The sequence below is a fragment of the Streptomyces mayteni genome, assembly GCF_054783955.1.
Genome location: NZ_BAAGPR010000114.1, coordinates 1 through 25,534 on the forward strand (window position 1 = coordinate 1; position 25,534 = coordinate 25,534).

The 25,534-nt window shown below is 72.7% G+C and carries 27 protein-coding genes and 1 pseudogene; 13 read left to right on the plus strand and 15 right to left on the minus strand.

The features are described 5' to 3' along the window. Positions 1 to 187 precede the first annotated feature (187 nt). The 3 genes from ACYVPE_RS33030 to ACYVPE_RS33040 all read left to right on the plus strand — a co-directional run bounded on the left by ACYVPE_RS33030 (position 188) and on the right by ACYVPE_RS33040 (position 2,721). Positions 188 to 349 (plus strand): DUF4177 domain-containing protein, encoded by a 162-nt coding sequence (locus tag ACYVPE_RS33030; protein ID WP_132816448.1) that lies wholly within the window; start codon positions 188 to 190, stop codon positions 347 to 349. Further along, positions 346 to 816, plus strand: a complete 471-nt coding sequence (locus ACYVPE_RS33035; RefSeq protein WP_461037474.1) for a RidA family protein — start codon at positions 346 to 348, stop codon at positions 814 to 816. The genes ACYVPE_RS33030 and ACYVPE_RS33035 overlap by 4 nt, the downstream gene beginning before the upstream one ends. Positions 817 to 885: 69 nt before the next feature. Continuing rightward, a complete protein-coding gene (locus ACYVPE_RS33040) occupies positions 886 to 2,721 on the plus strand; it encodes a S9 family peptidase (protein ID WP_461037475.1) in 1,836 nt (611 codons plus the stop codon). Here ACYVPE_RS33040 and ACYVPE_RS33045 read toward each other — a convergent pair. The 5 genes from ACYVPE_RS33045 to ACYVPE_RS33065 all read right to left on the minus strand — a co-directional run bounded on the left by ACYVPE_RS33045 (position 2,663) and on the right by ACYVPE_RS33065 (position 8,987). Next, positions 2,663 to 3,538 (minus strand): SURF1 family protein, encoded by an 876-nt coding sequence (locus ACYVPE_RS33045; protein WP_461037476.1) that lies wholly within the window; start codon positions 3,536 to 3,538, stop codon positions 2,663 to 2,665. The two genes, ACYVPE_RS33040 and ACYVPE_RS33045, sit on opposite strands and share 59 nt — an antisense overlap. Before the next feature lie 30 nt (positions 3,539 to 3,568). Continuing rightward, positions 3,569 to 4,786, minus strand: coding sequence for a hypothetical protein (locus ACYVPE_RS33050; protein WP_461037477.1), 1,218 nt, complete (start codon positions 4,784 to 4,786; stop codon positions 3,569 to 3,571). 407 nt (positions 4,787 to 5,193) lie between these two features. Then, positions 5,194 to 5,868, minus strand: coding sequence for a SigE family RNA polymerase sigma factor (locus ACYVPE_RS33055; protein ID WP_461037478.1), 675 nt, complete (start codon positions 5,866 to 5,868; stop codon positions 5,194 to 5,196). 323 nt (positions 5,869 to 6,191) lie between these two features. Next, the gene (locus ACYVPE_RS33060) at positions 6,192 to 7,463 is read right to left on the minus strand and encodes an aspartate kinase (protein WP_461037479.1); all 1,272 of its coding nucleotides are present in this window, start codon (positions 7,461 to 7,463) and stop codon (positions 6,192 to 6,194) included. Between the two features lie 207 nt (positions 7,464 to 7,670). Further along, positions 7,671 to 8,987, minus strand: a complete 1,317-nt coding sequence (locus ACYVPE_RS33065; RefSeq protein WP_461037480.1) for a glycoside hydrolase family 1 protein — start codon at positions 8,985 to 8,987, stop codon at positions 7,671 to 7,673. Between the two features lie 190 nt (positions 8,988 to 9,177). On the opposite strand from ACYVPE_RS33065, the gene ACYVPE_RS33070 reads away from it, so the two are divergent. The 4 genes from ACYVPE_RS33070 (at position 9,178) to ACYVPE_RS33085 (ending at position 10,709) form a co-directional block, all read left to right on the plus strand. Further along, a complete protein-coding gene (locus tag ACYVPE_RS33070) occupies positions 9,178 to 9,657 on the plus strand; it encodes a hypothetical protein (RefSeq protein ID WP_461037481.1) in 480 nt (159 codons plus the stop codon). Beyond that, positions 9,654 to 9,899: a hypothetical protein gene (locus tag ACYVPE_RS33075; RefSeq protein ID WP_461037482.1), complete on the plus strand. Its 246-nt coding sequence runs from the start codon at positions 9,654 to 9,656 to the stop codon at positions 9,897 to 9,899. Before ACYVPE_RS33070 ends, ACYVPE_RS33075 begins: the two co-directional genes overlap by 4 nt. Positions 9,900 to 10,006: 107 nt before the next feature. Next, positions 10,007 to 10,213: a hypothetical protein gene (locus ACYVPE_RS33080; RefSeq protein ID WP_461037483.1), complete on the plus strand. Its 207-nt coding sequence runs from the start codon at positions 10,007 to 10,009 to the stop codon at positions 10,211 to 10,213. A 94-nt stretch (positions 10,214 to 10,307) separates the two neighbouring features. After that, entirely contained in the window at positions 10,308 to 10,709 is a 402-nt protein-coding gene (locus tag ACYVPE_RS33085) for an NUDIX hydrolase (protein ID WP_461037484.1), read from the plus strand. An 18-nt stretch (positions 10,710 to 10,727) separates the two neighbouring features. Here the strand turns inward: ACYVPE_RS33085 and ACYVPE_RS33090 are convergent, their stop codons facing one another. Beyond that, entirely contained in the window at positions 10,728 to 11,366 is a 639-nt protein-coding gene (locus tag ACYVPE_RS33090) for a TetR/AcrR family transcriptional regulator (RefSeq protein WP_461037485.1), read from the minus strand. A gap of 95 nt (positions 11,367 to 11,461) precedes the next feature. Here ACYVPE_RS33090 and ACYVPE_RS33095 point away from each other — a divergent pair, with 95 nt between their 5' ends. Further along, complete coding sequence (locus ACYVPE_RS33095; RefSeq protein WP_461037486.1) at positions 11,462 to 11,851, plus strand: VOC family protein; 390 nt, start codon at positions 11,462 to 11,464, stop codon at positions 11,849 to 11,851. Between the two features lie 43 nt (positions 11,852 to 11,894). Here ACYVPE_RS33095 and ACYVPE_RS33100 read toward each other — a convergent pair whose 3' ends face one another. After that, entirely contained in the window at positions 11,895 to 12,854 is a 960-nt protein-coding gene (locus ACYVPE_RS33100) for a helix-turn-helix domain-containing protein (protein WP_461037487.1), read from the minus strand. A gap of 102 nt (positions 12,855 to 12,956) precedes the next feature. Between ACYVPE_RS33100 and ACYVPE_RS33105 the strand changes: the two genes are divergently transcribed. Next, positions 12,957 to 13,985, plus strand: coding sequence for a saccharopine dehydrogenase family protein (locus ACYVPE_RS33105; protein WP_461037488.1), 1,029 nt, complete (start codon positions 12,957 to 12,959; stop codon positions 13,983 to 13,985). 13 nt (positions 13,986 to 13,998) lie between these two features. On the opposite strand, the gene ACYVPE_RS33110 is transcribed toward ACYVPE_RS33105, so the two are convergent. Both ACYVPE_RS33110 and ACYVPE_RS33115 read right to left on the minus strand, forming a co-directional pair. Further along, a complete protein-coding gene (locus tag ACYVPE_RS33110; protein WP_461037489.1) occupies positions 13,999 to 14,181 on the minus strand; it encodes a DUF397 domain-containing protein in 183 nt (60 codons plus the stop codon). Continuing rightward, positions 14,178 to 14,993 carry a helix-turn-helix domain-containing protein gene (locus ACYVPE_RS33115; RefSeq protein ID WP_461037490.1) on the minus strand — a complete coding sequence of 272 codons (816 nt, stop codon included), beginning with the start codon at positions 14,991 to 14,993 and terminating at the stop codon, positions 14,178 to 14,180. The genes ACYVPE_RS33110 and ACYVPE_RS33115 overlap by 4 nt, the downstream gene beginning before the upstream one ends. Before the next feature lie 90 nt (positions 14,994 to 15,083). Between ACYVPE_RS33115 and ACYVPE_RS33120 the strand changes: the two genes are divergently transcribed. Both ACYVPE_RS33120 and ACYVPE_RS33125 read left to right on the plus strand, forming a co-directional pair. Then, positions 15,084 to 15,656, plus strand: a complete 573-nt coding sequence (locus ACYVPE_RS33120; protein WP_461037491.1) for a hypothetical protein — start codon at positions 15,084 to 15,086, stop codon at positions 15,654 to 15,656. Continuing rightward, a complete protein-coding gene (locus tag ACYVPE_RS33125; protein ID WP_461037492.1) occupies positions 15,653 to 15,910 on the plus strand; it encodes a hypothetical protein in 258 nt (85 codons plus the stop codon). The genes ACYVPE_RS33120 and ACYVPE_RS33125 overlap by 4 nt, the downstream gene beginning before the upstream one ends. Before the next feature lie 13 nt (positions 15,911 to 15,923). Here the strand turns inward: ACYVPE_RS33125 and ACYVPE_RS33130 are convergent, their stop codons facing one another. Both ACYVPE_RS33130 and ACYVPE_RS33135 read right to left on the minus strand, forming a co-directional pair. Further along, positions 15,924 to 16,613, minus strand: coding sequence for a response regulator transcription factor (locus tag ACYVPE_RS33130; protein ID WP_461037493.1), 690 nt, complete (start codon positions 16,611 to 16,613; stop codon positions 15,924 to 15,926). Between the two features lie 49 nt (positions 16,614 to 16,662). Next, positions 16,663 to 20,448, minus strand: coding sequence for an nSTAND1 domain-containing NTPase (locus ACYVPE_RS33135; protein ID WP_461037494.1), 3,786 nt, complete (start codon positions 20,446 to 20,448; stop codon positions 16,663 to 16,665). A gap of 94 nt (positions 20,449 to 20,542) precedes the next feature. On the opposite strand from ACYVPE_RS33135, the gene ACYVPE_RS33140 reads away from it, so the two are divergent. Further along, entirely contained in the window at positions 20,543 to 22,762 is a 2,220-nt protein-coding gene (locus tag ACYVPE_RS33140) for a SpoIIE family protein phosphatase (RefSeq protein WP_461037495.1), read from the plus strand. Between the two features lie 99 nt (positions 22,763 to 22,861). Beyond that, positions 22,862 to 23,434 (plus strand): hypothetical protein, encoded by a 573-nt coding sequence (locus ACYVPE_RS33145; RefSeq protein WP_461037496.1) that lies wholly within the window; start codon positions 22,862 to 22,864, stop codon positions 23,432 to 23,434. 34 nt (positions 23,435 to 23,468) lie between these two features. Here the strand turns inward: ACYVPE_RS33145 and ACYVPE_RS33150 are convergent, their stop codons facing one another. The 4 genes and pseudogenes from ACYVPE_RS33150 to ACYVPE_RS33165 form a co-directional block, all read right to left on the minus strand. Beyond that, complete coding sequence (locus tag ACYVPE_RS33150; RefSeq protein WP_461037497.1) at positions 23,469 to 24,143, minus strand: DUF5063 domain-containing protein; 675 nt, start codon at positions 24,141 to 24,143, stop codon at positions 23,469 to 23,471. Positions 24,144 to 24,218: 75 nt separating this feature from the next. After that, positions 24,219 to 24,818, minus strand: coding sequence for a recombination mediator RecR (recR, locus tag ACYVPE_RS33155; protein ID WP_461037498.1), 600 nt, complete (start codon positions 24,816 to 24,818; stop codon positions 24,219 to 24,221). Positions 24,819 to 24,922: 104 nt separating this feature from the next. Beyond that, entirely contained in the window at positions 24,923 to 25,240 is a 318-nt protein-coding gene (locus ACYVPE_RS33160) for a YbaB/EbfC family nucleoid-associated protein (RefSeq protein ID WP_461037499.1), read from the minus strand. Between the two features lie 93 nt (positions 25,241 to 25,333). Next, a pseudogene (locus ACYVPE_RS33165) lies at positions 25,334 to 25,534 on the minus strand (DNA polymerase III subunit gamma/tau); the annotation flags it as partial.

The window sequence follows — 25,534 nt, forward strand, 5'->3', positions numbered from 1 at the left end:
CGCCGGGACGTCGACCGGGCCACGGCGGCCGCCCGTGCCGCCCTGGGCGCGGACGCCTTCGCCGCCGCGTTCGCGGCGGGGGCCGCGGCCGGGGTCGGGCTGGCACCCGAGGAGACCGTGGCGCCCGAGGAGACCGTGGCGGACGTGGCGGACGTGACGGGCGTGGCGGCTGGCTAGAGTGAGCCGCATGACTAAGTGGGAATACGCCACCGTGCCGCTGCTGGTGCACGCGACCAAGCAGATCCTCGACAACTGGGGCCAGGACGGCTGGGAGTTGGTCCAGGTCATCCCGGGCCCCAACCCGGAGCAGCTGGTCGCGTACTTCAAGCGCCCCAAGGACGAGGCATGAGCGCCGTCGAGCGGCGACTGACCGAACTGGGCCTGCGGCTGCCGCCTTTGGTGCCGCCGGTCGCGGCCTACGTGCCGGCCGTGCGGACCGGCCCGTACGTCTACACCTCGGGCCAGGTGCCGCTGGTGGACGGCGCGCTGCCGGCGGCCGGCAAGGTGGGCGCCGAGGTCTCGGCCGAGCGGGCCAAGGAGCTGGCGGCGGTCTGCGCGCTCAACGCGCTGGCCGCGGTGAAGTCGGTGGTCGGTGACCTGGACCGGGTGGCGCGCGTCGTCAAGGTGGTCGGCTTCGTCGCCTCGGCGCCCGGCTTCACCGGCCAGCCGCAGGTGATCAACGGCGCGAGCGAGCTGCTGGGCGAGGTCTTCGGCGAGCGCGGCCAGCACGCGCGCAGCGCGGTGGGCGTGGCGGTGCTCCCGCTCGACGCGCCGGTCGAGGTCGAGCTCCAGGTGGAGCTGGCGCCGGAGGCGTGAGTCGGCGCGGGCACGCGGCCGGCGAGATCCCGGGGGCCGTTCTGGCGGCGTTCAGGTAGAACTGAGCACATGACCGACGACGTCAACGCCGCCAGCGCGGCGCCCGGTTCGCCCGACTCGCCCGAGATGCCCGATTGGGAGAAGCGATTCCGCGCGCCCCGCGTGAGCCTGCCGCAGTGGGCGCACGAGGCGCCCGCGCGGTCGCTCTTCGTCTCCAACGCGACCGGCACCTTCGAGCTCTACGCCTGGGACCGCGACAGCGACAAGCGGCGCCAGGCAACCGACCGTCCCAACGGCACCGCGCACGGCACGCTCACCCCGGACGGCGCCTGGATCTGGTGGTTCGCCGACACCGACGGCGACGAGTTCGGCGTCTGGCAGCGGCAGCCGTTCGACGGCGGCCCCGACGAGCCGGCCGTCCCCGGGCTCGACCCGGCCTACTCCGCCGGCCTGGCGCTCGGCCGGGACGGCACCGTCGTCGTCGGCCGGATGACCGAGGAGGACGGCACCACCGTGCACGTGGCGCGCCCCGGCGCCGCCGAGCCGGTGGAGATCTACCGGCACCGCGAGTCGGGCGGCGTCGGCGACCTCTCGCACGACGGCACGCTGCTGGCCATCGAGCACACCGAGCACGGCGACGCGATGCACTCCGCGATCCGCGTCGTCCGCCTCGACGGCAGCCCGGTCGCCGAGCTCGACGACACCGAGGGCGGCACCCGCGAACTCGGCCTGACCGTCCTGGGCTTCGCGCCCGTCGACGGCGACCCGCGGCTGCTCATCGGCCACCAGCGGCGCGGCCGTTGGGAGCCGGCGATCTGGAACCCGCTGACCGGCGAGTTCACCGAGCCCGGGCTCGACCTGCCTGGCGACGTCGACGCCGAGTGGTACCCGGACGCCGGCGCGCTGCTGGTGGAGCACTCCCACCAGGCGCGCTCCGAGCTCTTCCGCCACGACCTCGCCAGCGGCGAGACGCGGCGCGTGGACACCCCGGCCGGCACCATCTCGGGCGCCACCGCACGCCCCGACGGCTCGGCCGAGTACCTGTGGTCCTCGGCCGCCGAGCCGCCGCGGATCCGCTCCACCAGCGGCGCGACCGTGCTCGAACCGCCCGGCATGCGGCCGCCCGCCTCGCTGCCGGTCACCGACGCCTGGGTCGAGTCCCCCGGCGGCACGGTGCACGCGCTGATCCAGCGGCCGGCCACCGGCGAGGCGCCCTACCCGACCGTGTTCGACATCCACGGCGGCCCCACCTGGCACGACAGCGACGCGTTCGCCGCCGGGCCGGCCGCCTGGCTCGACCACGGCTTCGCCGTCGTCCGCGTCAACTACCGCGGTTCCACCGGCTACGGGCGCGCCTGGACGGACGCGCTCAAGCACCGCGTCGGCCTGATCGAGCTGGAGGACATCGCCGCCGTCCGCGAGTGGTGCGTGGCCGAGGGCCTGGCCGACCCGGCGCGGCTCGTCCTCACCGGCGGCTCCTGGGGCGGCTATCTGACGCTGCTCGGCCTCGGCACCCAGCCGGACGCCTGGACGGTGGGCGTGGCCGCGGTGCCGGTCGCCGACTACGTGACCGCCTACCACGACGAGATGGAGGCGCTGAAGGCGATGGACCGCACGCTGCTCGGCGGCACCCCGGAGGAGCAGCCCGAGCGGTGGGCGGCCTCGTCGCCGATCACGTACGTCGACGACGTGCGGGCGCCCGTCTACCTCTCGGCCGGCGTCAACGACCCGCGCTGCCCGATCCGGCAGATCGACAACTACGTGGACCGGCTGGCGGCGCGTGGCGCGGCGCACGAGGTCTACCGCTACGACGCCGGGCACGGCTCGCTGGTGGTGGAGGAGCGGATCAAGCAGGTGGCGCAGGAGATCCGGTTCGCGCGGGAACACCTGCCGGCTCAACGGTGACATCGGGCTCGGGCTCGGGCGCTGCCCCGGGCCCGGGCCCGGATCCGGGCTCGCCCGTCGCGACGAGGGCGAGTTCGGCGTCCTGCCTGGCCTCCACCTCGCGGCGGACGAGCCGGAACCACATGAAGACGACGAAGGCCGCGAAGACGAACCACTCGGCGGTGTAGCCGAGGTTCTGGAACGCGTCCATGTCGAGCCCGGTGCCGGTCGGCGCGACCGCCGGCACCGGGGTCATGGGCGCGACGGCGTCCGTGACCGTGATCCAGGGGTCGCCGACCGGGTACGACAGCACGTTGATGAGGGAGGCGGCGCTGATCACGCCGAGCTGCCCGGCCGGCAGCCCCTCGGTCGGGCCGTCCACCTTGCTGGGCGACTCGGCGGCCTGCAACGCGCCGACCACCGTGACCTCGCCCGCCGGCGCGGCCGGCACGGCGGCCGGGTCGGCCTCACCAGGCAGCCAGCCGCGCACCACCGGCACCGCGGGCCCGCCGTCGGCCGGCAGCAGCGGGGTCAGCACGTAGAAACCGAGCTCGCCCTCCAACTGCCGACCCGGCACGAGGAGCTGGCCATCGACGTCGAAGGTGCCGCGCGCCTCGGCCTGCTCGCCGACCGTCTCGGTGGTCAGCGGCAGCAGCTCGGCCAGCGGCCGGGGATCGCCGGGGCCGCGCTCGGCCCGCTCCTGTTGCTCCCGGTGGTTGGCCACCTGGTCCTCGAAGCGGCCGAGCTGCCACATGCCGGCGACCAGGCAGACCGGGATCGCCAGCAGCACGAACACGTTGATCGCCCACCAGCGCGGCGTGAGCAGGAACCGGTACACGGCTCCAACGGTACTTCCGCCCGTCCGCGACTATTCGGTCGGGGCCTGGAGAACACCCGTGCGGTAGATGGTGCCGGAGCACGAGCCCTCCAGCCTGATCTGCGCCGCCTCGGGCTGGCCGGCCGCCGGGGTGTAGCGCAGCACGACGCCGTCGGTGGTGCCGTCCACGCCGTCGCCGCCGACCGTGCCGCCCGACGTGTCGCCGCCCGAGGTGCCGGTGCCGCCGGTCTCCCCGCTCGCTCCGCTCCCCGGGCTCTCGCCGCCGGTCTCGCCGGTGCCGCCCGCGCCGCCCGTGCCGCCCGTGCTCTCGCCGCCGGTGCCGGTCTCGCCGGTCGCACCGCCGCCGCCGTCCTCGCCCGAGACGTCGTCGGGGCCCGGCCCGCCGGTGGCCGTCGGCTCGTCGGTGGCGGGCTCGCCGCGCTCCAGGTTGGGTGAGGGGCCGCCGGAGCCGGCCGGCTCGGTGGCCACGTCGCAACTGTCGATCGCCGTGACGCTCGGCACCCAGGCGAACTGCACCTCGTACGCCTCGCCAGGCGGCAGCACCAGCTCCTCCAGCGTCTCGTCCGGGGTCGGCAGCCGCTCCGCGCGGTCGCCCTCCGTGCGGTCGACGATCTGGATCGAGTCGGCCGACGCCATGCCCATCGGCAGCGCGGCCAACTCCCCGTTGCCGGCGACGCGGCACGGCGAGCTCGACACGTTGACCAGCCGGATCGTGCCGTAGACCCGCCCCTCGGCGTCCGGCGACTCGGTCGTGGTCCGCGCCTCCCCGAGCTGGGTGCGGGCGCAGGTGGGCGAGGACAGGCTCATCTCCGAGCCGTCCCGCGTGGTGGCGGAGCCCTCCTCGTCGCCGGTGGCCGGCGGTTGCCCGTCGGTCTCCGCGCCGTCGCCCGGCCGGCCGGGCGCCTCGGTGTCGCCACCGGCCGGATGCGAGCCGTCCTCGCCCGCGTCACCACCGCCGGCCGGCTCGCCGCCGGCCGTCCGGTCGGTGCCGGCGTCCAGGGTCGCCTCGCCCCCACCGCCGCCCACGTGTTCGGCCGCGGACATCACGACGGGCGCGCCGACCCCGAACAACGCGACGGAGGCCGCCGCGCCCAACCACATCCGCCGGCGACGCCGACGCCGCATCGGCACGGCCTCCCGCAACTGCTCCAACGCCTGCGCGGACGGCTCGAGACCGCCGACGGCATCCCGGAACAACTGCCGGATCTCGGCCTCGCCACCGTCCCCCGGCTTCGCCGGGGAGTTCACGGCCACACCCCTGCCGGTCCCGGCGGCGTTCGCGTCCTCGCGCCCAGCCTCACCGTCGGCATACGGCCACGCCTCCGCCGCGCCTTCGCGGCCGGCGGGCGGCCGGTGGCTCTCGGCCGGCTCCGCCGGCGTCCGCTCCGCGTCTCCCGCGCCGCGCGCCGCGCCAGCGGCGCCGGCCTCGTCGTCGGGACGCCACGGGTCGTCCGGGCCACCAGGCCCGGCAGGGCCATCCGCGCGCCGCGCGTCCCCCGGCCCCTTCGGACCGCTCGGCCCGGCAGGGCCGTTCGCAGGGCCATCCACGCGCCGCGCGTCCCCCGGCCCCTTCGGACCGCTCGGCCCGGCAGGGCCGCCCGCAGGGCCGTTCGGCCGAGGTCGTTTCGGACCGTTCGGCCCGGTAGGGCCGTGGGTCATCGCGCCGCCTCCATGGCGACCCGCAGCGCGGCGATCCCCCGGGAGCCGTACGCCTTCACCGAGCCGGCCGAGATCCCCAACGTCCTGGCGACCTCGGCCTCCGTCATGTCCGCGAAGTACCGCAGCACCAACACCTCGCGCTGCCGCCGCTGGAGCCCCCGCATCGCCTTGATCAGGTCGGCGCGCTCCAACTGCTCGTACGCGCCCTCCTCGGCGCTCGCCATGTTCGGCAGCGGCTTGGAGAGCAGCTTCATCCCCAGGATCCGGCGCCGCAGCGTGGAGCGCGAGAGGTTCACCACCGTCTGCCGCAGGTAGGCGAGCGTCTTCTCCGGGTCTCTGACCCGGCCGCGCGCCGAGTGCACGCGGATGAACGCCTCCTGGACGACGTCCTCGCAGGAGGCCGTGTCGTCGAGGAGCAGCGCCGCGAGACCGAGCAGCGAACGATAGTGCGCGCGGTACGTCTCGGTGAGGAGGTCGATGGTGGTGCCTTCGGCCATCGCGTCGTCCGTGGCCTCAGTCGTACTGCCAGGCACGCTGACGCCGATCGCCGGCTCGCGCGCCGGCAGGGGCGCGATCACGGGCATGCCACCACGCGCGCCGACCCCGCGCGACGATCCTGGTCGAGGGAGCCGTCGTGGGGGCACTGCCGGGAAATCCAGGACCTCTGCCACGCCAGTTGGACACGTTCTCCCCCGCGAAGGTTGTACGTGGCTCGACATGGGTGGCGTATCGAGTGTTTCGCCCCCACATCGACCACCTGCCCGAAAAGTCCTAACCGAAGAGCCTCTCGCGCCCCGGAGGAGGGCAGCTGAAGACGCTCCCCGCACCGCCGTGGTTGCGCTCGCGGTACGGGGAGTTGAAATCGTCTCCCGGGCCCTTGGCCTGGAGCAAGCCATTCAGCCCTACGACTTGGTCACGGGAGCTTCACATCTGGCCACCATCGACCAAATCCGGTGGTAATACCCTCTCTATCCCCACATCTCCCGCTTCCGCCTCAACGGCCGGTTCCTCCGTACACCACGGCCTCGTCGGTCTCGGTGTCCAGCCCGAACGCCGAGTGCACGGCGCGCACCGCCGCCTTGACGTCGTCCTCGCGGGTCACCACCGAGATCCGGATCTCGGAGGTCGAGATCAGCTCGATGTTCACGCCGGCGTTGGAGAGCGCCTCGAAGAAGGTGGCCGTCACGCCCGGGTTGGTCTTCATGCCGGCGCCGACGAGCGAGATCTTGGCGATCTGGTCGTCGTAGCGGAGCGCGTCGAAGCCGATGGTGTCGCGCCGCCGCTCCAGCGCCTCGATCGCCTTGCGGCCCTCGTCCTTGGGGAGCGTGAACGAGATGTCGGTCAGCCCGGTCGACGCGGCGGAGACGTTCTGCACCACCATGTCGATGTTGATCTCGGCGTCCGCGATGGCCCGGAAGATCGTCGCCGCCTCGCCCGGCTTGTCGGGCACGCCCACCACCGTGACCTTGGCCTCGGAGGTGTCGTGGGCAACCCCCGAGATGATCGCCTGCTCCATCGGTTGACCTCCAAGCGGTGCGGTGCTGACCCAGGTACCGGGCAGTCCCGAGAAGGATGACCGCACGTGGATCGGAATGTTGTAGCGGCGCGCGTACTCCACACAGCGGTGGAGCAGCACCTTGGAGCCGGAGCTGGCCAGCTCCAGCATGTCCTCGAACGAGATCCAGTCGATCTTGCTGGCCTTCTTGACCACCCGCGGGTCGGCGGTGAACACGCCGTCGACGTCGGTGTAGATCTCGCACACCTCGGCCTGGAGCGCGGCGGCCAGGGCGACGGCGGTGGTGTCGGAGCCACCGCGGCCGAGGGTGGTGATGTCCTTGCCGCTCTGGGAGACGCCCTGGAAGCCGGCGACGATCGCGATGTTGCCGGCGTCGACCGAGCTCTGGATGCGTCCAGGCGTCACGTCGATGATGCGCGCCTTGTTGTGCACGGAGTCCGTGATGACCCCGGCCTGGCTGCCGGTGAAGGACTGCGCCTCGTGTCCGAGCGCCTTGATCGCCATCGCGAGCAGCGCCATCGAGATGCGCTCGCCGGAGGTCAACAGCATGTCCAGCTCGCGCCCTGTGGCGACGGGGGACACCTGGCTCGCGAGGTCGATCAGCTCGTCCGTCGTGTCGCCCATCGCGGACACGACGACGACCACCTGATGACCGTTCTTCTTCGCCGCGATCACACGCTTGGCGACGCGCTTGATGCCCTCGGCATCAGCGACAGAGGAGCCACCGTACTTCTGCACGACAAGGCCCACGGGTGCTCGCCTCTCGTTCTCTCTCGCTCTTCCATGGCCGACTGCTCTTTCATGACCGAAAGGGGACCATGGCCGGTCGGATTCTACCGAGCGGACCGCTTCGTCCGCCTGTTCAGCGACGAGCCCTGCCCGCTCCGCGGAGTAGGCACACGGAAACAACGGGGAAACGTGCCGGAACTCACATCGACGCACGCCGACGCGCGCGACTCACTCCAACGGCGCAAGCGCCCCGTCCTCGCGCGCCGGGTCGAGGCAGCTGGCCAGCGAGTCCACCAGGTTGCAGAGGCCGGGACGCGTGACGAGCTCGTAGCCGGCCGGCACGCCGCCGCCCTCCGTGAGCGCCGCGTACGCGGGCACGGCGTCGGTGGGCCGGCGCTCCAGGGTCGGGTCGTTCAGCGCGTCGACCGTGTAGAGGCCGAAGCGCGCCCGGTAGGTGCCCCACTCGTAGTTGTCCGTCAGGGACCAGTAGTTGTAGCCGATGACGTTCATCCCGTCGGCCTTGGCCCGCTGCACCCAGTAGATGGTGTCGTTGAGGTTGTCGGCCCTGGTGACCTCGGGGTCGCGGAGGGCCCCGTTGTTGGTCGGCATGCCGTTCTCGACGATGAACAGCGGCAGGTCGGGGAAGCGGCGGTGGTAGGCGCGGAGCGCGTAGTAGATGCCCTCCGGCTGGAGCCGCACGTCCCAGAACGCGCCGGAGGCGGCGGCGATCACGGAGAGGTTGTCGAGGCTGAGGCCGTAGTAGTAGTCGATCCCGGCGAAGTCCAGCTTGTCGGCGAACTGTTCCAGGAAGAACAGGTCGGTGACGCCGTTGAAGCCGCTGATGAAGGCCTGGTTGCTGGTCACCTTGGCGTCGTCGTCGATCGCGTGGATCAGGTCGTAGGCGCGCCGGTGCGCGTCCACGACGTTGGCCCGCGCCGGCAGCCACTCCCACCACTCGAGGGCGCCCACGGTCAGCTCGTGGTTGAGCAGCACCAGCGGCTCGTTGAACGTCACCCAGAGGGCGCCGCTGTCCTGGTAGCGGGCGACGATCCGCTCGCTGTAGGCGAGGAAGTCCTCGACGGTCTCCGCGGCCGCCCAACTCCCCTGGTCCGTCACCCAGCCGGGTTCGGTGAAGTGGTTGAGCGTGATCATCGGCGTCATCCCGGCGTCGAGGATCCGGGCCACGACGTCGTCGTAGTACGCCAGCTCCGCCTCGTCCCACACTCCTGGCGCGGGCTGCACCCGGGCCCACTCCACCCCGAACCTGAACGTGTTCACGCCCATCTCGGCGGCGAGCGCGATGTCCTCCGGGTACCGGTGCCGGAAGTCGACGGCCTCCCCGTACGGGTCGACCCCGTCCCGCCCGGCGTTCTCCTCGACCCACCGCTGCCAGTTGCTGTCCGGGGCGTCCCCCTCGCTCTGGTAGCCGGAGGTCGCCACCCCCCAGTAGAACGACCGCGACCATCCGCCCTCGTCCTCCTCGTCCCCCTCGGCCCCGGCCGCCGGCGCGGCCGTCAGCACGAGTGCCATGGCGGCGAGACCCAACGCCGGACGGTACAAGCGACCTCGCAACACGTCGCCTCCCTCAAGTTGACGCGCCAGTAAGTTCCTGCACCGTATGCGCGATCGGGACGAACGTCAGGAAGCGATTCCAGCCGCGGACGAGGTCGGGCACGAGGCGCGCGCGGCGCCTCGACCAAGGACCTCAACACTACCCTTGGGGTACGGTGGAACCATGACCGCTTCGCTGGAGGACCTGCCGTTCACCGAGTTCATTCAGCGCCCCACGGCCGCGACGGGCCGCCTGGCCTCGGTCCGCGCGCTACGGCTGCGCCGCCGGGACGCCGAGGATCTGGTCGTCATGCCGGCCGAGCGGGCGGAGCGCGAGGGCGAGGTCATCGATCTGACGGCCCGGCTCCTGGTCTCGCTGCTCCGCCAGGAGGGCGGCCCGGCACTGATCCAGGCGGTGCTGCCCGACGCGCTGCCCTGGGTCCGCTTCCTTCCGCCCGACGACGTCCGCATACTCGCGACCGAACTCACCGAGACGGTCGCGGCCTCCGCCTCCCTGGGGGTCACGGCTCCCATCGCGCAGCTTCTCGTCGAGTGGAAGCACACGGCCGAAGCCCACGCCGACCCGGAGCTTCACGCGCGCCTGACCCGCCCCGCAGGAGACGACTACGGCCCCGTGCCCCCGCCCGACGGCGGTGACGAGTGAGCCCCAAGCGCGGCGAACGGGCTGCCCCGCCTCCCCTTCCCACCGAGTACGACCTCCGCTTCGACGACGCCGAGAGCGCCAAGGGCTGGGAGGAGTTGAGCCGCGCGGCGCCCGGCAACCTGCGGAAGGCGTTCGACGCCGTTCGCGCCGAGCCCCGGCCGATCCCGCCAACGGAGAGGCACCATCGCCTCCGTGGCACCCTGGCGCGGGTGCGCCGCCGAGGAATGGCTCTGGAGCAGTAGCAGTACGAGGTCACCGCCGGCGGCCGGATCTGGTACCTGGTCGACGACGCGACACGCACCGTGTGGATCACCTACGCGGGAACGCGCCATCCGAGGGCGACCGATCGGTGAACCGATCCCGGGGACGGAGAGCCGGCCGAGGCACCGTCGAGCTGGCCGAGACGCCGGACGGCGGCACCGACATCACCTGGTCCGCCGTCTTCGTGCCGAAGCCGCGCCTCTCAGGACCGTTCTGGCGGTGGTACCTGACCCGCTTCATGCGGCGGATGGCCGACGGCCTGGCCGGGTGCGCCGCCGCCCGGTCGAGCCGTTAGCGTGACGACCGCGAACGACCACGCGGCACGACGCGGGGCCCCCGGGACCACCCGGGTCCACGCGGCACCACGAGCGACGAGGACACCGACGGCCATGACCACCACCATCGACAAGATCGCCTGGCTCCGGCTGGAGGACGGGAAGATCCTCAGCACCCGCTCCCGCGGCAAGGACGCCTACTACTTCCCGGGCGGCAAGCGCGAGCCGGGCGAGAGCGACGTCGACACCCTCGTCCGCGAGATCGCCGAGGAGCTCACGGTCGCGATCCGCCCCGAAACCGCCGTCCACGCGGGGACGTTCGAGGCCCAGGCGCACGGCAAGGCCGGCGGGATCACCGTCCGGATGGCGTGCTACACCGCCGACTACCAGGGCACGCTCGAAGCCAGCGCCGAGATCGAGGAGCTCGCCTGGCTCGGCTACGCCGACCGCGACCGGGTGTCCCTCGTCGACCAGCTGATCTTCGACCACCTGCACCAGGCCGGCCAGCTCGACTGACGCTCCGCGGGCCAGGCGTCAGCGCGCGACGGCGTAGCCCCCGAGGGCGGGCTCCAGCAGGTCGAACGCCTGGACGGCCTCCGGGGCTATCTCGGCGGCGATCCGGTGGTTGTCGTGCCCGGCCAACGTGAGCTCCTGGACGCGCTCGAACAACACCCGGTGGGCGGCCGCGAGTTGACTGGCGACGACGCGAGTGCCGAAGTCGTCGGCGACGGCTCCGGTGGCCGCCGCCAGGGCTTCGGCCAACGCGTGCTCCCGCTGGTCGTGGAGGTCACGCAGCCTGGCGGTGAGCGTCGGGCTCTCGGCGATCATCCGGGAGAAGGCCGGGCCGCTGAACCCCGCCACGGGATCGCGCTCCTCGACCGCGCCGAGGAAGGCCCGCCGCAGCGCGCCGAGCGCCGACTCCCCCGCCTCGCGCTCCGCGACGGCCACGGCCAGGCTGGCGACGAACTCCTCGTGGTGGTCGAGCGCCAAGTCCTCCTTGCGCGCGAAGTAGTTGGTGACGGTCTTCCTGGCCACCAGGGCCGCGGCGGCGATCTCCGCGATGGTCGTCTGCTCGAAGCCCCGGTCCAGGAAGAGCCGGGTCGCCTGGTCGGAGATCAGCTGCCGCGTCTCCCGCTTCTTGGACTCTCGAAGCCCTGTCGTCTCACCAGCCATGAGGAAATCTTACACCCGTGGTAAAAAACTGTTGACCCCCTTCATCCCCTCGACGTAAGATTACGCTCGTCGTAAGTTTTTTCCTGGAGGGCCACTTGAAGATCACCGCATCAACCGTCTCGCTCACCGTCGACGACGTGGCCGCGTCCCACACCTTCTTCACCAGGCACCTCGGCTACCGGGAGACGGTCTCCGCCGAAGGATTCGCCTCGCTGGCCCACGACGGCGGGGCGGTCGACATCGTCCTGCTGCGTCGCGGCATCGACGTCCTGCCCGCCGAGCAGCGCGACCAGCACGCCGCCGGCCTCATCCTGGCCTTCACCGTCGACGGCCTCGACGCCGAGGAGCGGCGGCTGCGGGAGGAGGGGGTCACCATCACCATGCCGCTGCGCGAAGAGCCCTGGGGCGAGCGGCTCTTCCAGATAACCGACCCCAACGGGGTGGTCGTCCAGTTCGTGGAGTGGGCGGAGCCCGCCGGGGCCTGACGGCTCACCGCCCCGTCAACCGCCGGCCGTCAACCGCTGGCCGTCAGGCGCCGGATCGCGAGCCGTGCGAGCTGCGGAAGGTGCGGCGGTAGGCGTCCGGAGGCACGCCGATGGTGCGGTTGAAGTGCCGGCGGAGCGTCGTGGCGGTGCCCATGCCGGTGGCCGCCGCGATGGCGTCGACGCTGTCGCCGGTGGCCTCCAGCAGCTCCTGGGCGCGCCGGATGCGCTGCGTCTGTAGCCACTGCAGCGGGGTGGTGCCGGTCACCGACCTGAAGTGGCGGGCCAGGTTCCGCGAGCTCATGTTCGCCCGGCGGGCGAGGTCCTCCACGGTCAGCGGATGGTCCAGCCGCTCGATCACCCAGGGGAGGAGCTCGGCGAGCGGGTGGTCGTCCCGGGCGGGCACCGGGGCGGTGACGAACTGGGCTTGGCCGCCGGCCCGGTGCGGGGGCACGACCAGGCGGCGGGCGACCGTGTTGGCGATCGCCGAGCCGTGGTCGAGGCGGACGAGGTGGAGGCACAGGTCCATCGCGGCGGCCTTGCCGGCGGAGGTCAGCACGCTGCCGTTGTCCACATAGAGCACGTCGGGATCGACCGTCACCCGGGGGTGGCGGGCGGCCAGCTCCCGGGTGTGCGCCCAGTGCGTGGTCGCGCGTCGGCCGTCCAGCAGGCCGGCGGCGGCCAGCACGAAGGCGCCCGTGCAGAGGGAGGCGACTCGCGCGCCCGCCTCGTGGGCCGCGCGCACCGCGTCGACCAGGTCGGCGGGCGGGTCCACGTCGACGTCGGCCCACCCGGGGACGATCACGGTGTCGGCGTGCGGGAGTCGATCGAGACCGTGGTCGACCTCCAGGCGGAACAGGCCGGCCCGCACCGTGCCCGATCCGCAGAGGGCGACGTCGTACCAGGGCACGCTCACGGCGTCCGGGGCGGAGGCGAAGACCTCGTAGGCCACGGACAGTTCGTAGTGCAGCATCCCGTCGGTGACGGCCAGCGCGACAGAACTCATGTCCGAAACTGTACGCATCGCGTCGTTCCAGACGCTCACGCGGGTGGAGCACACAGCGCCAGGATGGAGGCAGTTGATAGTTCAAGCACTGCGGGAGAACTGATGGCAACGGCTCACACGGTGGCGGTGTACGGCGCCTACGGGCACACCGGGCGTTTCGTGGTGGCGGAACTGCTGGATCGCGGGTTCGTCCCGCTCCTGTCCGGGCGCGACGCAGGCAAGCTGCGAGCATTCGCGGCCTCCCACCCGGGTCTTGAGGTCCGGCCGGCCTCGGTCGACGACCCGGCCGCGCTCGACCGCGCGCTGGCCGGCGCGGCCGCCGTCGTCAACTGCGCCGGCCCCTTCGCCACCACCGCCGCCCCGGTGATCGAGGCGGCGCTGCGCGCCGGCATCCCGTACGTGGACGTGGCGGCCGAGATCGAGGCCAACCTCGACACCTTCACCCACTTCGCGGATCGTGCCCGCGCCGCGGGCACCGTGCTGGTCCCCGCGATGGCCTTCTTCGGCGGCCTCGGCGACCTGCTGGTCACCACGGCGATGGGCGACTGGACGGCGGCCGACGAGGCACACGTCGCCTACGGCCTGAACAGCTGGCACCCCACCGCCGGGACCCGGGCCGCGGGCACCGTCTCGCGCGACCGCAGGGACGGTCGGCGCGTCCGCTTCAGCCAGGGGCGCCTGGAGTACCGCGACGACGCCCCGCCCACCCTGAAGTGGCCCTTCCCTCACCCGTTGGGGGCCCGCGAGGTGATCGGCGAGTTCAGCATGGCCGACGTCGTCACCGTCCCCAGCCACCTGCCCCTCCCCGAGGTGCGCACCTACATGACCACCGAAGCGGCCGCGGACCTGGCGGCCGCCGACACACCCGCGCCGTCCGCCGTCGACGAGCACGGCCGGTCCGCGCAGACCTTCCTCGTCGACGTCGTCGTGCGCTCCGGCGGCGCGGAACGGCGCGCCGTGGCGAGCGGCCAGGACATCTACGCCGTCAGCGCCCCCCTCGCGGTGGAAGCGATCCACCGGGTCCTGGCCGGACGGGCCAAGACGGTGGGCGTCGCCTCCGCCGGCGCCGTCTTCGACGCGCCCGACTTCCTCCGCGCCCTCTCCCCGCACATCACCGTCGAACTGCGGTGAGCGCGCGCCGGACTCAGCGCACGGTGCCGAGGAAGGCCGCAAAGGCGGCCGGCCGGAAGGTGAGGCGCGGGGCCCCGGCGGGCGCCGTCTTGGAGTCGCGCAGGTGGACGACGGCCAGGGCGTTGGCCACCTCGACGCAGTCGCTGCCCTCGGTGTCGCTGTAGCTGGACTTGAACCAAGCCAGTTCGTCGCTCATAGCTCATCGACCAATCGCTGGATGAAACGGACGGACTCCTCCGCGCTGAGAGCCTGCATCCGGATCATTCCATAGCGTTGGGCGAGCGTACTGACCTCTTCCGCGTCTGACGTGAACTGGCTGAGCGACTGCCCCTCGACCAGGGTGAAATGGTCATGGTCCTGCGTCTCCAGCAGAACCATCGGCCCGTTGAGGCCCGCGTGGGCGCCCCGATCGAAGGGCAACACCTGGAGCGAGACGTTACGCAACTCCGCCAGCTTCAGCAGGTGTTCGAGCTGGGCCCGGTACACATCCCTGCCACCGACCGGGCAGCGCAGCGCGGCCTCGTAGATCACGAAGCTGAAGTTCGTCAGCGGCGTGCGGGTCAGGATCGCCTGCCGCGCGAGTCGCGCCGTTGCCCGCGCCTCGATGAGCTCGTCGTCCAGGGTGGGGCGGTGGGCGTTGAGCAGCGCCCGGATGGTGGCCTCGGTCTGCAACAGGCCAGGAATGAGCAGCGGTTGGTACGAGTTCAACACCATCGCGTCGGCCTCGTACTCGAAGAAGTCCTGCGATCGCTCCGGGAACTTTTTCTCCTGGTTCAGGTAGGAGAGACCGGCCACCAACTTCCCCCGCGCATCGCACATCTCGTCGGAGACCTCGGCGAGGCGCGGCGGCACGGGGCGGCGGCCCTGTTCGACCGACTTGATGGTGTCGACGGAGTACCCCGCGACCTCCGCGATGTCCTCGCGCCGCACCTGCGCGTGTGCGCGCCACAGCTGCAACTGCTTCCCGAAGTATCGGTGAACGACGGGAAGTTGAGGGTCCTTGGCCATCGCGCCGCCTCCTCCGTGAGGCAGGTACGTACACTGCGTACCCACTCCGTCACTGGGCAGAGTATGGCGGCTTCGGCCACCGTCTTCCCCATGAACGACGAAACTTCCGCCCTTTCGTGGGCGGTGGCGACCGGGGCTGCCAGCGACGTGGCCCGGGAGCGGTGGCGGTGGAATCGCGCGATGGAGGTGCGGATCGGGGTGCTGTGGGAGGTCGTGCGGTTGACGCGTGACCTCGGGGAGGCGTCGCTGCACCGGTTGCGGCGGGCGCAGGAGCCGGTCGGCCTGGTGTTGGACGTGCCGCTGCGCGGCGCCGTGGAGTTCCTGGTGCCGTGCGGCACGGCGGCGAGTTGGCCGCCGATCGCCGGCACGGTGGCCGTCGCCGACGGCACGATGCGGTGGCCCGCGCCGCGGGCCAGCGCGGCGAACGGGCGGCGCGCGATCTGCGGCCGGCGCTGGCTGGTCGCGCCGGCGGCCGTCGCGAGCGTGATCACCGACGCCAACGCGCTGTGCGAGGCGGTGGCGGGGGCCATCGCCCATGAACGGTTCGTCTTGCGAGCAGAACGGGAAGAAGGGGATAACGTGCCGGAACCACCCGAATCGGAGGAGAGCGCGATGAGCGAGAGCGAGCCGGCTGACGACGTGGGTCGTCAGGGGGCGGCGTGACCGGCGGCCGGTTTCGCGTCGCGTACGCGGGGGTGGCCGAGTCGGCGCACGGGGCCTTGCCCGAGCCGCTCAGGTCGCGGTTCGACGCCGGGATGAGCGTGCTCGCCATGTCCCCCTACGGCGGCGGTTCGGTGCCGGTCAACGGTGAACGCGACCGGCGCGACGCGGAGGTGGCGGGCGTCGCCGTCCGCTACTACGTCGGGCCCGAGGTGCTGACCGTCGCCGCGGTGCGGTCCGTCTTCTGGCCCGATTAGCGGAACGTCCGCGTCACGGCTGGAACTTGTAGCCGAGTCCGCGGACCGTGAGGAGGTGCCGTGGGGTGGCGGGGTCGGGTTCGATCTTGTCGCGGAGGCGTTTGACGTGGACGTCGAGCGTCTTGGTGTCGCCGACGTAGTCGGCTCCCCAGACGCGGTCCATGAGTTGGGTGCGGGTGAGGACCCGGCCGGCGTTGCGGAGGAGGAGGGTCAGCAGGTCGAACTCCCGCAGCGGGAGGCCGATCTGGCGGCCGTCGACGGCGACGATGTGACGCTCGACGTCGATCCGCACCGGGCCGGCCTCAAGCGCGGCCGACTCGTCCTCCTCCGGTGGGGACCAGTCGGCGCGGCGGCGCAGCACGGCGCGGATCCGGGCGACGAGTTCGCGGCTGGAGAACGGCCTGGTGACGTAGTCGTCCCCGCCGATCTCCAGGCCGACGACGCGGTCGATCTCGGAGTCGCGCGTGGTGACGAAGATCACCGCGGCCTGGGTGCGGCCGCGGATCTGCCGGCACACCTCGAGGCCGGACATGTCCGACAGCACGGCGTCGAGCAACACGAGGTCGGCGCCGTCGCTCTCCAGTCGTTCGAGCCCCTCGCGGCCGGTCGCCGCGGCGGCGACATCGAACCGCTCGGCGGACAACAGCCTGGTCAGCGCCTCACGGAAGGGTTCATCGCCGTCCACGACGAGAATCCGAGTCATGCTTCGTCCCCTCTGCCTCACCCGTTCTTGTCCAGCAACCGGTGAGCTGTTACCGAGCTTCGCACGGCGGGCGATAGGGCAGGTCGGGGAGGTGCCGTTCCCACACCTCGGGGGTGAGGGCGCCGCGGGTCGCGTCGCAGATGACGTCCCGGTTGCTGTCGGGGTCCAGAACCCAGATCCGGAGGTTGTCCTCGGTCCGGGTGACCAGCACGTCGCCGTCCGGGGCGTAGGCAAGGCCGAAGGCCAACTCGACCGTGTCGCCGCCCAGCGGTTGGCCGTAAGGCCGAGGCTGCTCGGGCTCACGGATGTCCCACAGTCGCAGTTGCCCGTCGTCTCCAAGGCTGGCGAGCAGGGAGTCGTCGGCTGGGCTTACCGCCACTCCGCGGATGCCGGTCCCGTGTGCGTCCGGCATTTCGCCCAGCCGGTCAGGCTCGGATGGGTCCGTGAGGTCCCACAAACGAAGCGTGCTCCTGCTGCCGGGACCTCCGCCGCCCCCGCCGGTGACCAACGTCCGGCCGTCCTGCGTGAAGCCCATCGCGGACACGCCACCGACATCATCGGTACGAACTTCACCGAGCGGGGCTTCCGGGGCGGCCTGGCCCTCGCCAACCGCCCACAGTCGCACGACCGCCTCCTCGCCGTACCCGCCTCCCACGGCCAGGATCTGAGAGTCGGGGGTGAAGGCAGCCGACACCGCTTCGGCTCTGGCTGCCAGGACGACACCCCGGTCGGTGGGACGACTCAGGTCCCGGACGTCCCAGAGTTGCACGGCATCGTATGACGGGTTGGACAGGGCCAACGTCGTGCCGTCGGGGGACCAGGTGATGCGATCTGGCACTCCCTGTTCACCGAGTCGGACACCGCTTCGTCTCACGGGCCCCACCGAATCGCTCACATCCCAGAGTTCGAGCGTTCCATCGAGGTCGAGAGTGGCCATCGTCGCGTCGTCCGGGCTCAGCGCGAGGGACCACACACTCGACTCGGTCGGCCATGTCCATTCACTGCTGAGTGGTTCCGGCTGGCCGGGGTCGGACATGTCCCAGCTGATCAACCCGTCAAGCGTCGGGAAGGTGAGAGTGTCGCCATCCGGCCCGATCGCCTGCTCCATGTCAGCACCGGCCAGCCGCGTATCGGTCAACATCGTGGCGGGCACCCGCCACAGCCGCACGATCCCCCCATCGTCGCCAGCGACCAGCGTCCGGCCATCGGCGCTCCAGGCGAGCAGCGTGGGCATAGTGTCGCCGGTGAGCGGCGGACCGAAGGGCACGGGCCCCGTACCGGTGGCGTTGGTGACCCACAGCCGCACGCTCGCCTCGGCCGAACCCATTGGCCCCGCGCTGGCGCTGGCAAGGAAGGGGCCGTCTGGGCTGGGCGCCAACAGGTCGACGCCTCCGAGGTGGCCGGGGACGGACGGGCCGCCGGTGGAAACAGTCATCCGCCCTTCGTCGAGGTCCCACATCGCGAGTCCACCGTCCGCGCCGCCTGTGACGAAGGTCTGTCCGTCCGGGAGGAAGGCCACCGCTGAGACGCCGCCGAGATGGTCGATCACGGGTACGTCGAGGCTCTCGGGCGCACCCCCGCCCGTCACGTCCCACGTTTGCACGGCGCCCATGTCGTCACCCGTCACCAGCGTGCTGCCGTCCGGGCTGAACGCCATGGCGGCGACCGCCGTCCCTTCACGGGTGAGCGGCTCGCCGAGTGCGGTGGGTCTGGTGGGTGTGGTCACGTCCCACACCTGGACGGTCCCGTTCGTTCCCCGCGCGGCGAGCAGCCTGCCGTCCTCGCTGAACTCCGCTGACCAGGCGCCCTCTTGGATGTTGGGGAGCGGGTCACCGAGCGGCGATGGACGGTCCTGTCCTGTCACGCTCCAGAGTTGGGCGGGCCCGTCCCCGGACACCGTGACGAAAACCTCGCCGCTCGGCCCGAACATCACCCGCTCCGGGACGATGGAGGCCGTCACGGGGCCGCCCAGCAACGCCGGCCGAGCCGGATCACCCACGTCCCAGAGACGCACCGAGTCGTCCAAGTGCGTCGTGACAAGCAAGGTGCCGTCCGGACTGAACGCCATCGCCCTGCCGTTCCCTGGATCGCCCGGCAGCGGGGTACGCGGCGGTTCGCGACCCGGCGGACCGCTGATGTCGACCAGCCGCACGGTGTCGTCGGTGAAGGCGGCGAGCAGCCCCGCGGCCCGGTTGAAGACCGGATCTGCCAGATCGACCAGCGGCGTGGAAAGGACGCTGTTGGCGTTGTCGAGCAGGCGGCTTCGCGTGCCGGGATCGTCCGGGCGCATCGCCTGGGCGACGAGGTCGAACTGTGCAGCCAGGGAGGGGTCGGACTCGCGTAACTCCTCTGCGGTGGCCGTGACCTGGCGGAATCGGGCGGTGTCGCGCTCGGCCTCGGCCGTGGACGCCTGCTGGTTGGCAACGTACGCCGCCCCCAGCGCCAGCACCGCCAACACCGCGACGAAGGCGGTGAATCCGCGCCGGAGCCGGGTGGCTCGGCGCGCCCGGCCGTGGGCGGCCGTGCGGAACGCGGTGGCAGTGGCCGACAGCCGGTCGACCGGTGAACTCTCGGCGGCGGCGAGGCGGTTGCCGGTCCACAGTAGGTCGGGGTCGCGGCCGGCGCGGTCCCAGTCGGTGGCTGCCTCCTCCAACTGCTGGCGGACCAGCCGGTCCGCGCGGTCCTCGTCGATCCACTCCCGCAGGCGCGGCCAGGCGCGCAGCAGCGCCTCGTGGGTGATGGTGACGGTGTCGTCGTCGCGGGTGAGGAGGCGGGCCGCGGTGAAGGCGTCGAGGGCGGCCGGGTCGAGGTCGGTGGCCGGCAACGGGCGCCTCGTGTCGTCGGTGCCGTCGGCGCCGATGCGGGTGAGGCGGAGGAAGAGGGTGCGGGCGGCGGCCCTGGTGGCGTCCGAGTCGAGCGCCGCGTATGTCGTCTCCGCTGTGGTGGCGACGGCGCGGCGGATACCGCCGGTGGCGCGGTAGCCGTCAACCGTCAGGACGGAGCCCTCGCGTTGTTGCCAGGTGGCACGCAACGCGTGGGCGAGGAGCGGGAGTCGGCCGGCCTCGGCGTGGCCGAGTTCGTCCACCAGCAGCTCGACCAGGCCGGGTTCGACGTCGAGGCCCACCTCGGCGGCGGGGCGGGTGATGGCCTCGCGCAGGCCGTCGTCCGTGAGCGGGCCGACGACGACCTGCCGGGTCGCCAGGGCGGTGCGGAGCACGGCGTGGTCGGCGGCGCGGGCGTAGAAGTCGGAGCGGAGGGCGCAGATCACGGGCGCGCGCCTGGCGTGCTCCTGTAATCGGTCGAGGAACGCGACCCGTTCCGCCTCGTCCTCGCAGAGGGTGAAGAGCTCTTCGAGCTGGTCGACGACCAGCGCCGCGTCCGGTTCCAGCGGCACGTCGAGTGGGCGCGCCCCCGGCGTGCGGACGGCGGCGCGCGGCCGGTCGGGCGCGGCGCGCGCCAACGCGGGCAGCACGGCGGCGCGCAGCAGCGTCGACTTGCCGGCGCCCGACGGCGCGACGACGATCAGCGGCCCCGGCGGAGCCACGGACAGCCTCGCGTCGAGACCGACCAGGATCTCGGCGATCAGCGCGTCCCGGCCGTGGAACCAGCGGGCGTCCGCCTCCTCGAAGGAGGCCAGGCCGGGGTACGGGCACTCACCGGCGTGCGCCGGCGCGGCGGCCGCACGCCTGGCGGCGCGCACGTCCGCGACGTACACCACGTGCAGGTCACGGCCGGCCTGGAAGATGCTGGCACCGTCCCGCGCCTCGGCCCACTGCCGGAGACCGTCGTGCTCGTCGCCGTCCCGCATCGGCCCCGTCACCCCCCGTGGTCCCATGGTGCCAGCGGCCCGCCGCCCGGGCCAGAGGGCGACCCGCAGGGCCGGGCCGCCGTGGAATGCCGGCCGCCGGCCGGCGACGTACCGTGCTGGTATGGGCTCCGGAACGGGCTCCGAGCCGGACGACGGCGACCTGTCGCTGCTGAGTCCGCACATGCATCGGGCCATCAGGGAGACCGGCGGCTACGGCGGCGGCGTCTTCCTGCTGGCCCCGGGCGAACGCGTGCTACGGCTGGCCGTGGTCTCCGGCATCCCGATGGACGTGGCCAGCCCTTGGTCGCGGGTGCAGCTCGACGTCCCCGTGCCGCTGACCAGGGCCGTCAACGAGCGGCGGCTGATCTGGCAGGAGAGCGGCCGGCACGACAGGCGCGGGCCGCGGGTGAGCGTGCCCCTGCCGTACTCGTACGCCGTCGCGCACGCCCCGATCCTCACCGACAACGGCGCTGACGGGGAGGACGGGGAGGACGGCGAGTGCTGGGGCGTGCTGATGGTGCTCTGGCCCGGCTCGCACCCGTCCCAGCTCCCGCCGCACGAGCGCGAGCCGCTGGAGGCCGGCTGCCGGCGCCTCGGGCCGCTGCTGCGGGACGCAGCCCGGCGTGGCCGGCCGGTGCGGCTGGCCGAGGAGCCGACGGTCCTGGAGCGGCCGCGCACCCGGATGCCGGAGCCGGCGCACGCGCTGGCGGCCGCCGACTTCGCCGAGCGGCTGCCGGAGGGCGCCGTCGCGCTCGAGCTGGACGGCCGGGTCGCGTTCGTCACCGAGCGCGGCGCCGCGCTGCTCGGCGCCAACGGGGCCGAGCTGCTCGGCGCGCGGCTGTGGGAGGCGGTGCCCTGGCTGGCCGACGCGACGTACGAGGACCGGTTCAGGGCCGCGGTCATCAGCCGCCAGCCGACGTCGTTCACGGCGCGGCGGGCGCCCGGGCACTGGCTGCGGTTCGACCTGCACCCGGGCGACCGGGGACTCAGCGTCCGGATGTGCCCGGCCAGGGCGCCGGCCGAGGAGCCGACGGGCTCGGCCGAGGCCGCCGGAACCGTCTCGGAGTCGGCCGAGGCGGCGCCCGAGGCGCCGACCCGGGTCGGGGCGATCTACCAGGTGATGCGGCTCGCCGTCACCCTCACCGAGGCGGCGGGCGTGGCGGACGTGGTGCGGCTGGTCGCCGACCAGCTGCTGCCGGCCTTCGACGCGCAGGGGCTGATCCTCTGCGTCACGGAGGGCGACCGGCTGCGGCTGGTCGGGCACCGGGGCTGCCCGCCGGAGATCGCGGACCTGCTCGACGGGACGCCGCTGGCCAGCCGCACCAGCCCGACCACCGCCGCCATGGCCGGCGGCACGCCCACCTTCTACGGCTCACCCGACGAGATGCGCCGCCGCTACCCCCACATCCCCGACGTGGACCGGGAGGTCGCGGGACGGGCCAGGACGGGGGCGGCGGCCTGGTCGTTCCTGCCGCTGGTCACCTCGGGACGGGTGGCCGGCTGCTGCGTGGTCACCTACGACCGGCCGCACGACTTCACCGCCGAGGAACGCACCCTGCTGACGTCGCTGGCCGGCGTCGTCGCCCAGGCCCTGGAGCGGGCCCGGCTCTTCGACGCCAACCAGCGCCTCGCCCGCCGGCTCCAGAAGGACCTGCTCCCGCGTGACCTGCCCAGCATCCCCGGGCTCGACGTGGCGGCCCGCTACCTCGCCGCGACCAAGGGCATGGAGATCGGCGGCGACTTCTACGACGTGATCGAGCTGGACGGCGGCGCCGGCGCGACGATCGGCGACGTGCAGGGGCACAACGTGACGGCGGCGGCGCTGATGGGACAGGTGCGGACGGCCGTCCACGCGGCGGCCGGCACCGAGCCGTCCGAGGTGCTGACCCGCACCAACCGGCTGCTCAACGACCTCGACCCCGGACTGTTCACCAGCTGCCTCTACGTCCACCTCGACCTGGGGAGACGACGGGCCAGGCTCGCCACCGCCGGCCACCCGCCGCCGCTGCTGTGGCTGCCGGACGGGCGGATCGGCGAGGTGGAGGTGCCACCGGGACCGGTGCTCGGCGTCGACCCGCGCGCCGACTACCCGGCGGTGGAGATCGAGCTGCCGCCCGGCGCGGTGCTGCTGCTCTTCACGGACGGGCTGATCGAGCGGCCGGGGCAGCACCTGGACGACTCGACGGCGGCGCTGGCCGGCCACTTCGCGCGGATCGCCGAACAGCCGGAGCGGAGCATGGACGAGCTGGCCGAGACGCTGCTCCGCTCGCACCAGACGGGGCAGACGGGCGACGGCCGCGGCGACGACATCGCGCTGCTGCTGCTCAGCCCGCGGGGGTGACGGGCGGGCCTCGGCGGTTGGCGGACAGGTGTCCCAGGATTTCGGACCACCGGGCGGACCTGGCTCGACGCCGTGGCCGCGTGGCGTCACAGTCACCGTATGACTACCGAGAAGCCCCTGGTCACGGCCGGTCAGCCGGGAGGCTGGCAGGCCGTGCCGCGACGCTGGCCCGCGGGGCTGGGGTTGGCGGCCGTGACCGTGCAGTTCGCGACGGGCGTCGAGCGGGAATTCGTGGCGACCGTGGTGTGCGTGGCGTGCCTGTGCTACCTCGGTGCGGCGGCCTTGGGAAGGCCGTGGCTGGCCTGGGCCGGGATCGTCGGCGGCTCGGTGGTGGTGACGGTCGCGGAAGTGGCCGGCCTGCCCTGGTGGAGCGGCGTCGGGGTCGCGGCACTGGCCCTCGTCCTGGCGGGTCTGATGACGCGCGCGCCACGTCCGGCGTTGACCGCGCAGACCATCGCCATGGCCGGCTTCGGCGCACTCGCGGTGGCGGCGCTCGCCCTGACACCGCGGCTGGGTCTCGCCCTGGCCGGGCTGGCACTGGCGGCGCACGGTGGGTGGGACGTGATCCACTACCGGCGGGACGCGGTGGTGCCGCGGTCCTTGGCGGAGTTCTGCTTCGTGTTGGACGTGCCGTTGGGGCTTGGCGCCCTGGGGCTCGCGGCGGCCCAGTAGTGCGACGCCATGGCCCTGTTGGCCATGACCGTGGCTAAGCCTGCCCTGGGGTGAGCCCCAACGGGGTGGCGATCTCGGCCTCCATCACGCGGCCGGCCTGCCGCTCCAGGTCGCCGTCCTCCGCGCCGCTGTCCGTGTCGAGGCCGTCGAGCTCGGCGAGCGGCGTGTCGAGACGGACGTGCGCCACCAGGGACTGGAGCGCGCGCAGCGCGGCGCTGGCGGTCGGGCCCCAGTTGGAGAGGTAGGAGAACTGCCACCACCACAGCGCCTCGCTGATCCGGCCGGCGCGGTAGTGCGCCATGCCGTGCCGCAGGTTGCTGATGATGTCGGCGAGGTCGTCGGAGATGCGGGACGGGACGGGCGTGGAGCGCGGCACGTAGGGGTCGAAGACCTCGGAGTAGACGTCGACCGGCGCCAGCAGCGCGGCCAGCCGCTCACGCAGCTCGTCCATGTCGGGGTCGGGGCCGGTGTCCGGCTCGTAGCGCTCCTCGGGAACGATGTCCTCGTGGGCGCCGAGCCGGCCGCCGGCGAGCAGCAGCTGGGAGATCTGGAGCAGCAGGTAGGGCACCGCGCTGTCCGGGTCGTCGCCCTTGGCGACCTCCGTGACGGCGACCATGAAGCTCTCGATCTGGTCGGTGATCTGCACGGCGAAGCTGTCAGGCCCACCGGCCGCGGCCAGCTCCTCCTCGTTCGGCGCGACATCGGGCATCACGCGATCGCCTCCCCTGCGGTACCCACGGTCCATGTGGTCCGTATGAGCCCTGTGGTGCTTGCGGTCCCTGCGTTACACATCGAGCAGCCGCCTCCCCTCGAAGGCACGCCCCAAGGTGACCTCGTCGGCATACTCCAAGTCTCCCCCGACGGGCAGCCCGCTGGCTAGCCGGGTGACCCGCAACCCGAGCGAGCTGACCATCCGGGCCAGGTAGGTGGCGGTCGCCTCGCCCTCCAGATTGGGGTCGGTGGCGAGGATCAGCTCCGTGACCGAGCCGTCGGCCAGCCGGGCGAGCAGCTCCCTGATCCGCAGGTCACCGGGGCCGACGCCGTCGATCGGGCTGATCGCGCCGCCGAGCACGTGGTAGCGGCCCCGGAACTCGCGGGTGCGCTCGATGGCGACCACGTCCTTGGGCTCCTCGACCACGCAGATGACCGTGGTGTCGCGGCGGGGATCCTGGCAGACCCGGCACCGCTCCTCCTGCGCGACGTTGCCGCAGACGGCGCAGAACCTGACCCTCGCCTTGACCTCGGTCAGCGCGTTGGCCAGCCGGCGGACGTCGGTGGGCTCGGCCTGGAGGATGTGGAAGGCGATCCGCTGGGCGCTCTTGGGGCCCACGCCCGGCAGCCGACCGAGCTCGTCGATCAGGTCCTGGACCACGCCCTCATACACGGAATGTCCCGCCCTCTCGCCCGACCACGCCGCTGCTGCCGCCGCCCTGCCTCACCTTGCGCGCTGGGCCGGCGCCTTGCCTCAGCACCTTAGGCCAGCACCGCTCAGAACGGCAGCCCGGGAAGGCCCCCGCCGCCGCCCAGGCCCTGGGCGAGCGGGCCGAGCTTGGCCTTGGCCAGCTCCTGCGCCGCGTTGTTCGCGTCGCGGACGGCGGCGACCACGAGATCCGCCAGGGTCTCGGTGTCCTCCGGGTCCACCGCGCGCGGGTCGATCTCCAGGCTCTTCAGCTCACCGGAACCGGTGACCGTGGCCTTGACGAGCCCGCCGCCCGCCGAGCCCTCGACGGGCGTCTCGGCCAGCTCCTGCTGCGCCGCGGCCAGGTCCTGCTGCATCTTCTGGGCCTGCTGCAGCAGCTGCTGCATATCGACCCCACCACCGGGGAACACGGCCGGTCTCACTCCTGGCTCTCGACGAACGTGACCCTCCTGAGCCTACGGGTTCAGGATGCGTCGGTCTCACTCATGCGGAATCTCCTCAATAACGGTCGCACCCAGCTCCCGAACGATCAGCTCGTAGCCGGTGAGCGCGGTGTCGTCGAGATCCGGGTCGGGCTCGGCCGGCACGTCGTCCTCGGCGGAGACGGGCGGGCGCCGCGGCGCGGGAGCCGCGGCGGGCGGAGGAGCCGCGGGCGGCGCGCTCGGCGAAGGCGCCGGCCT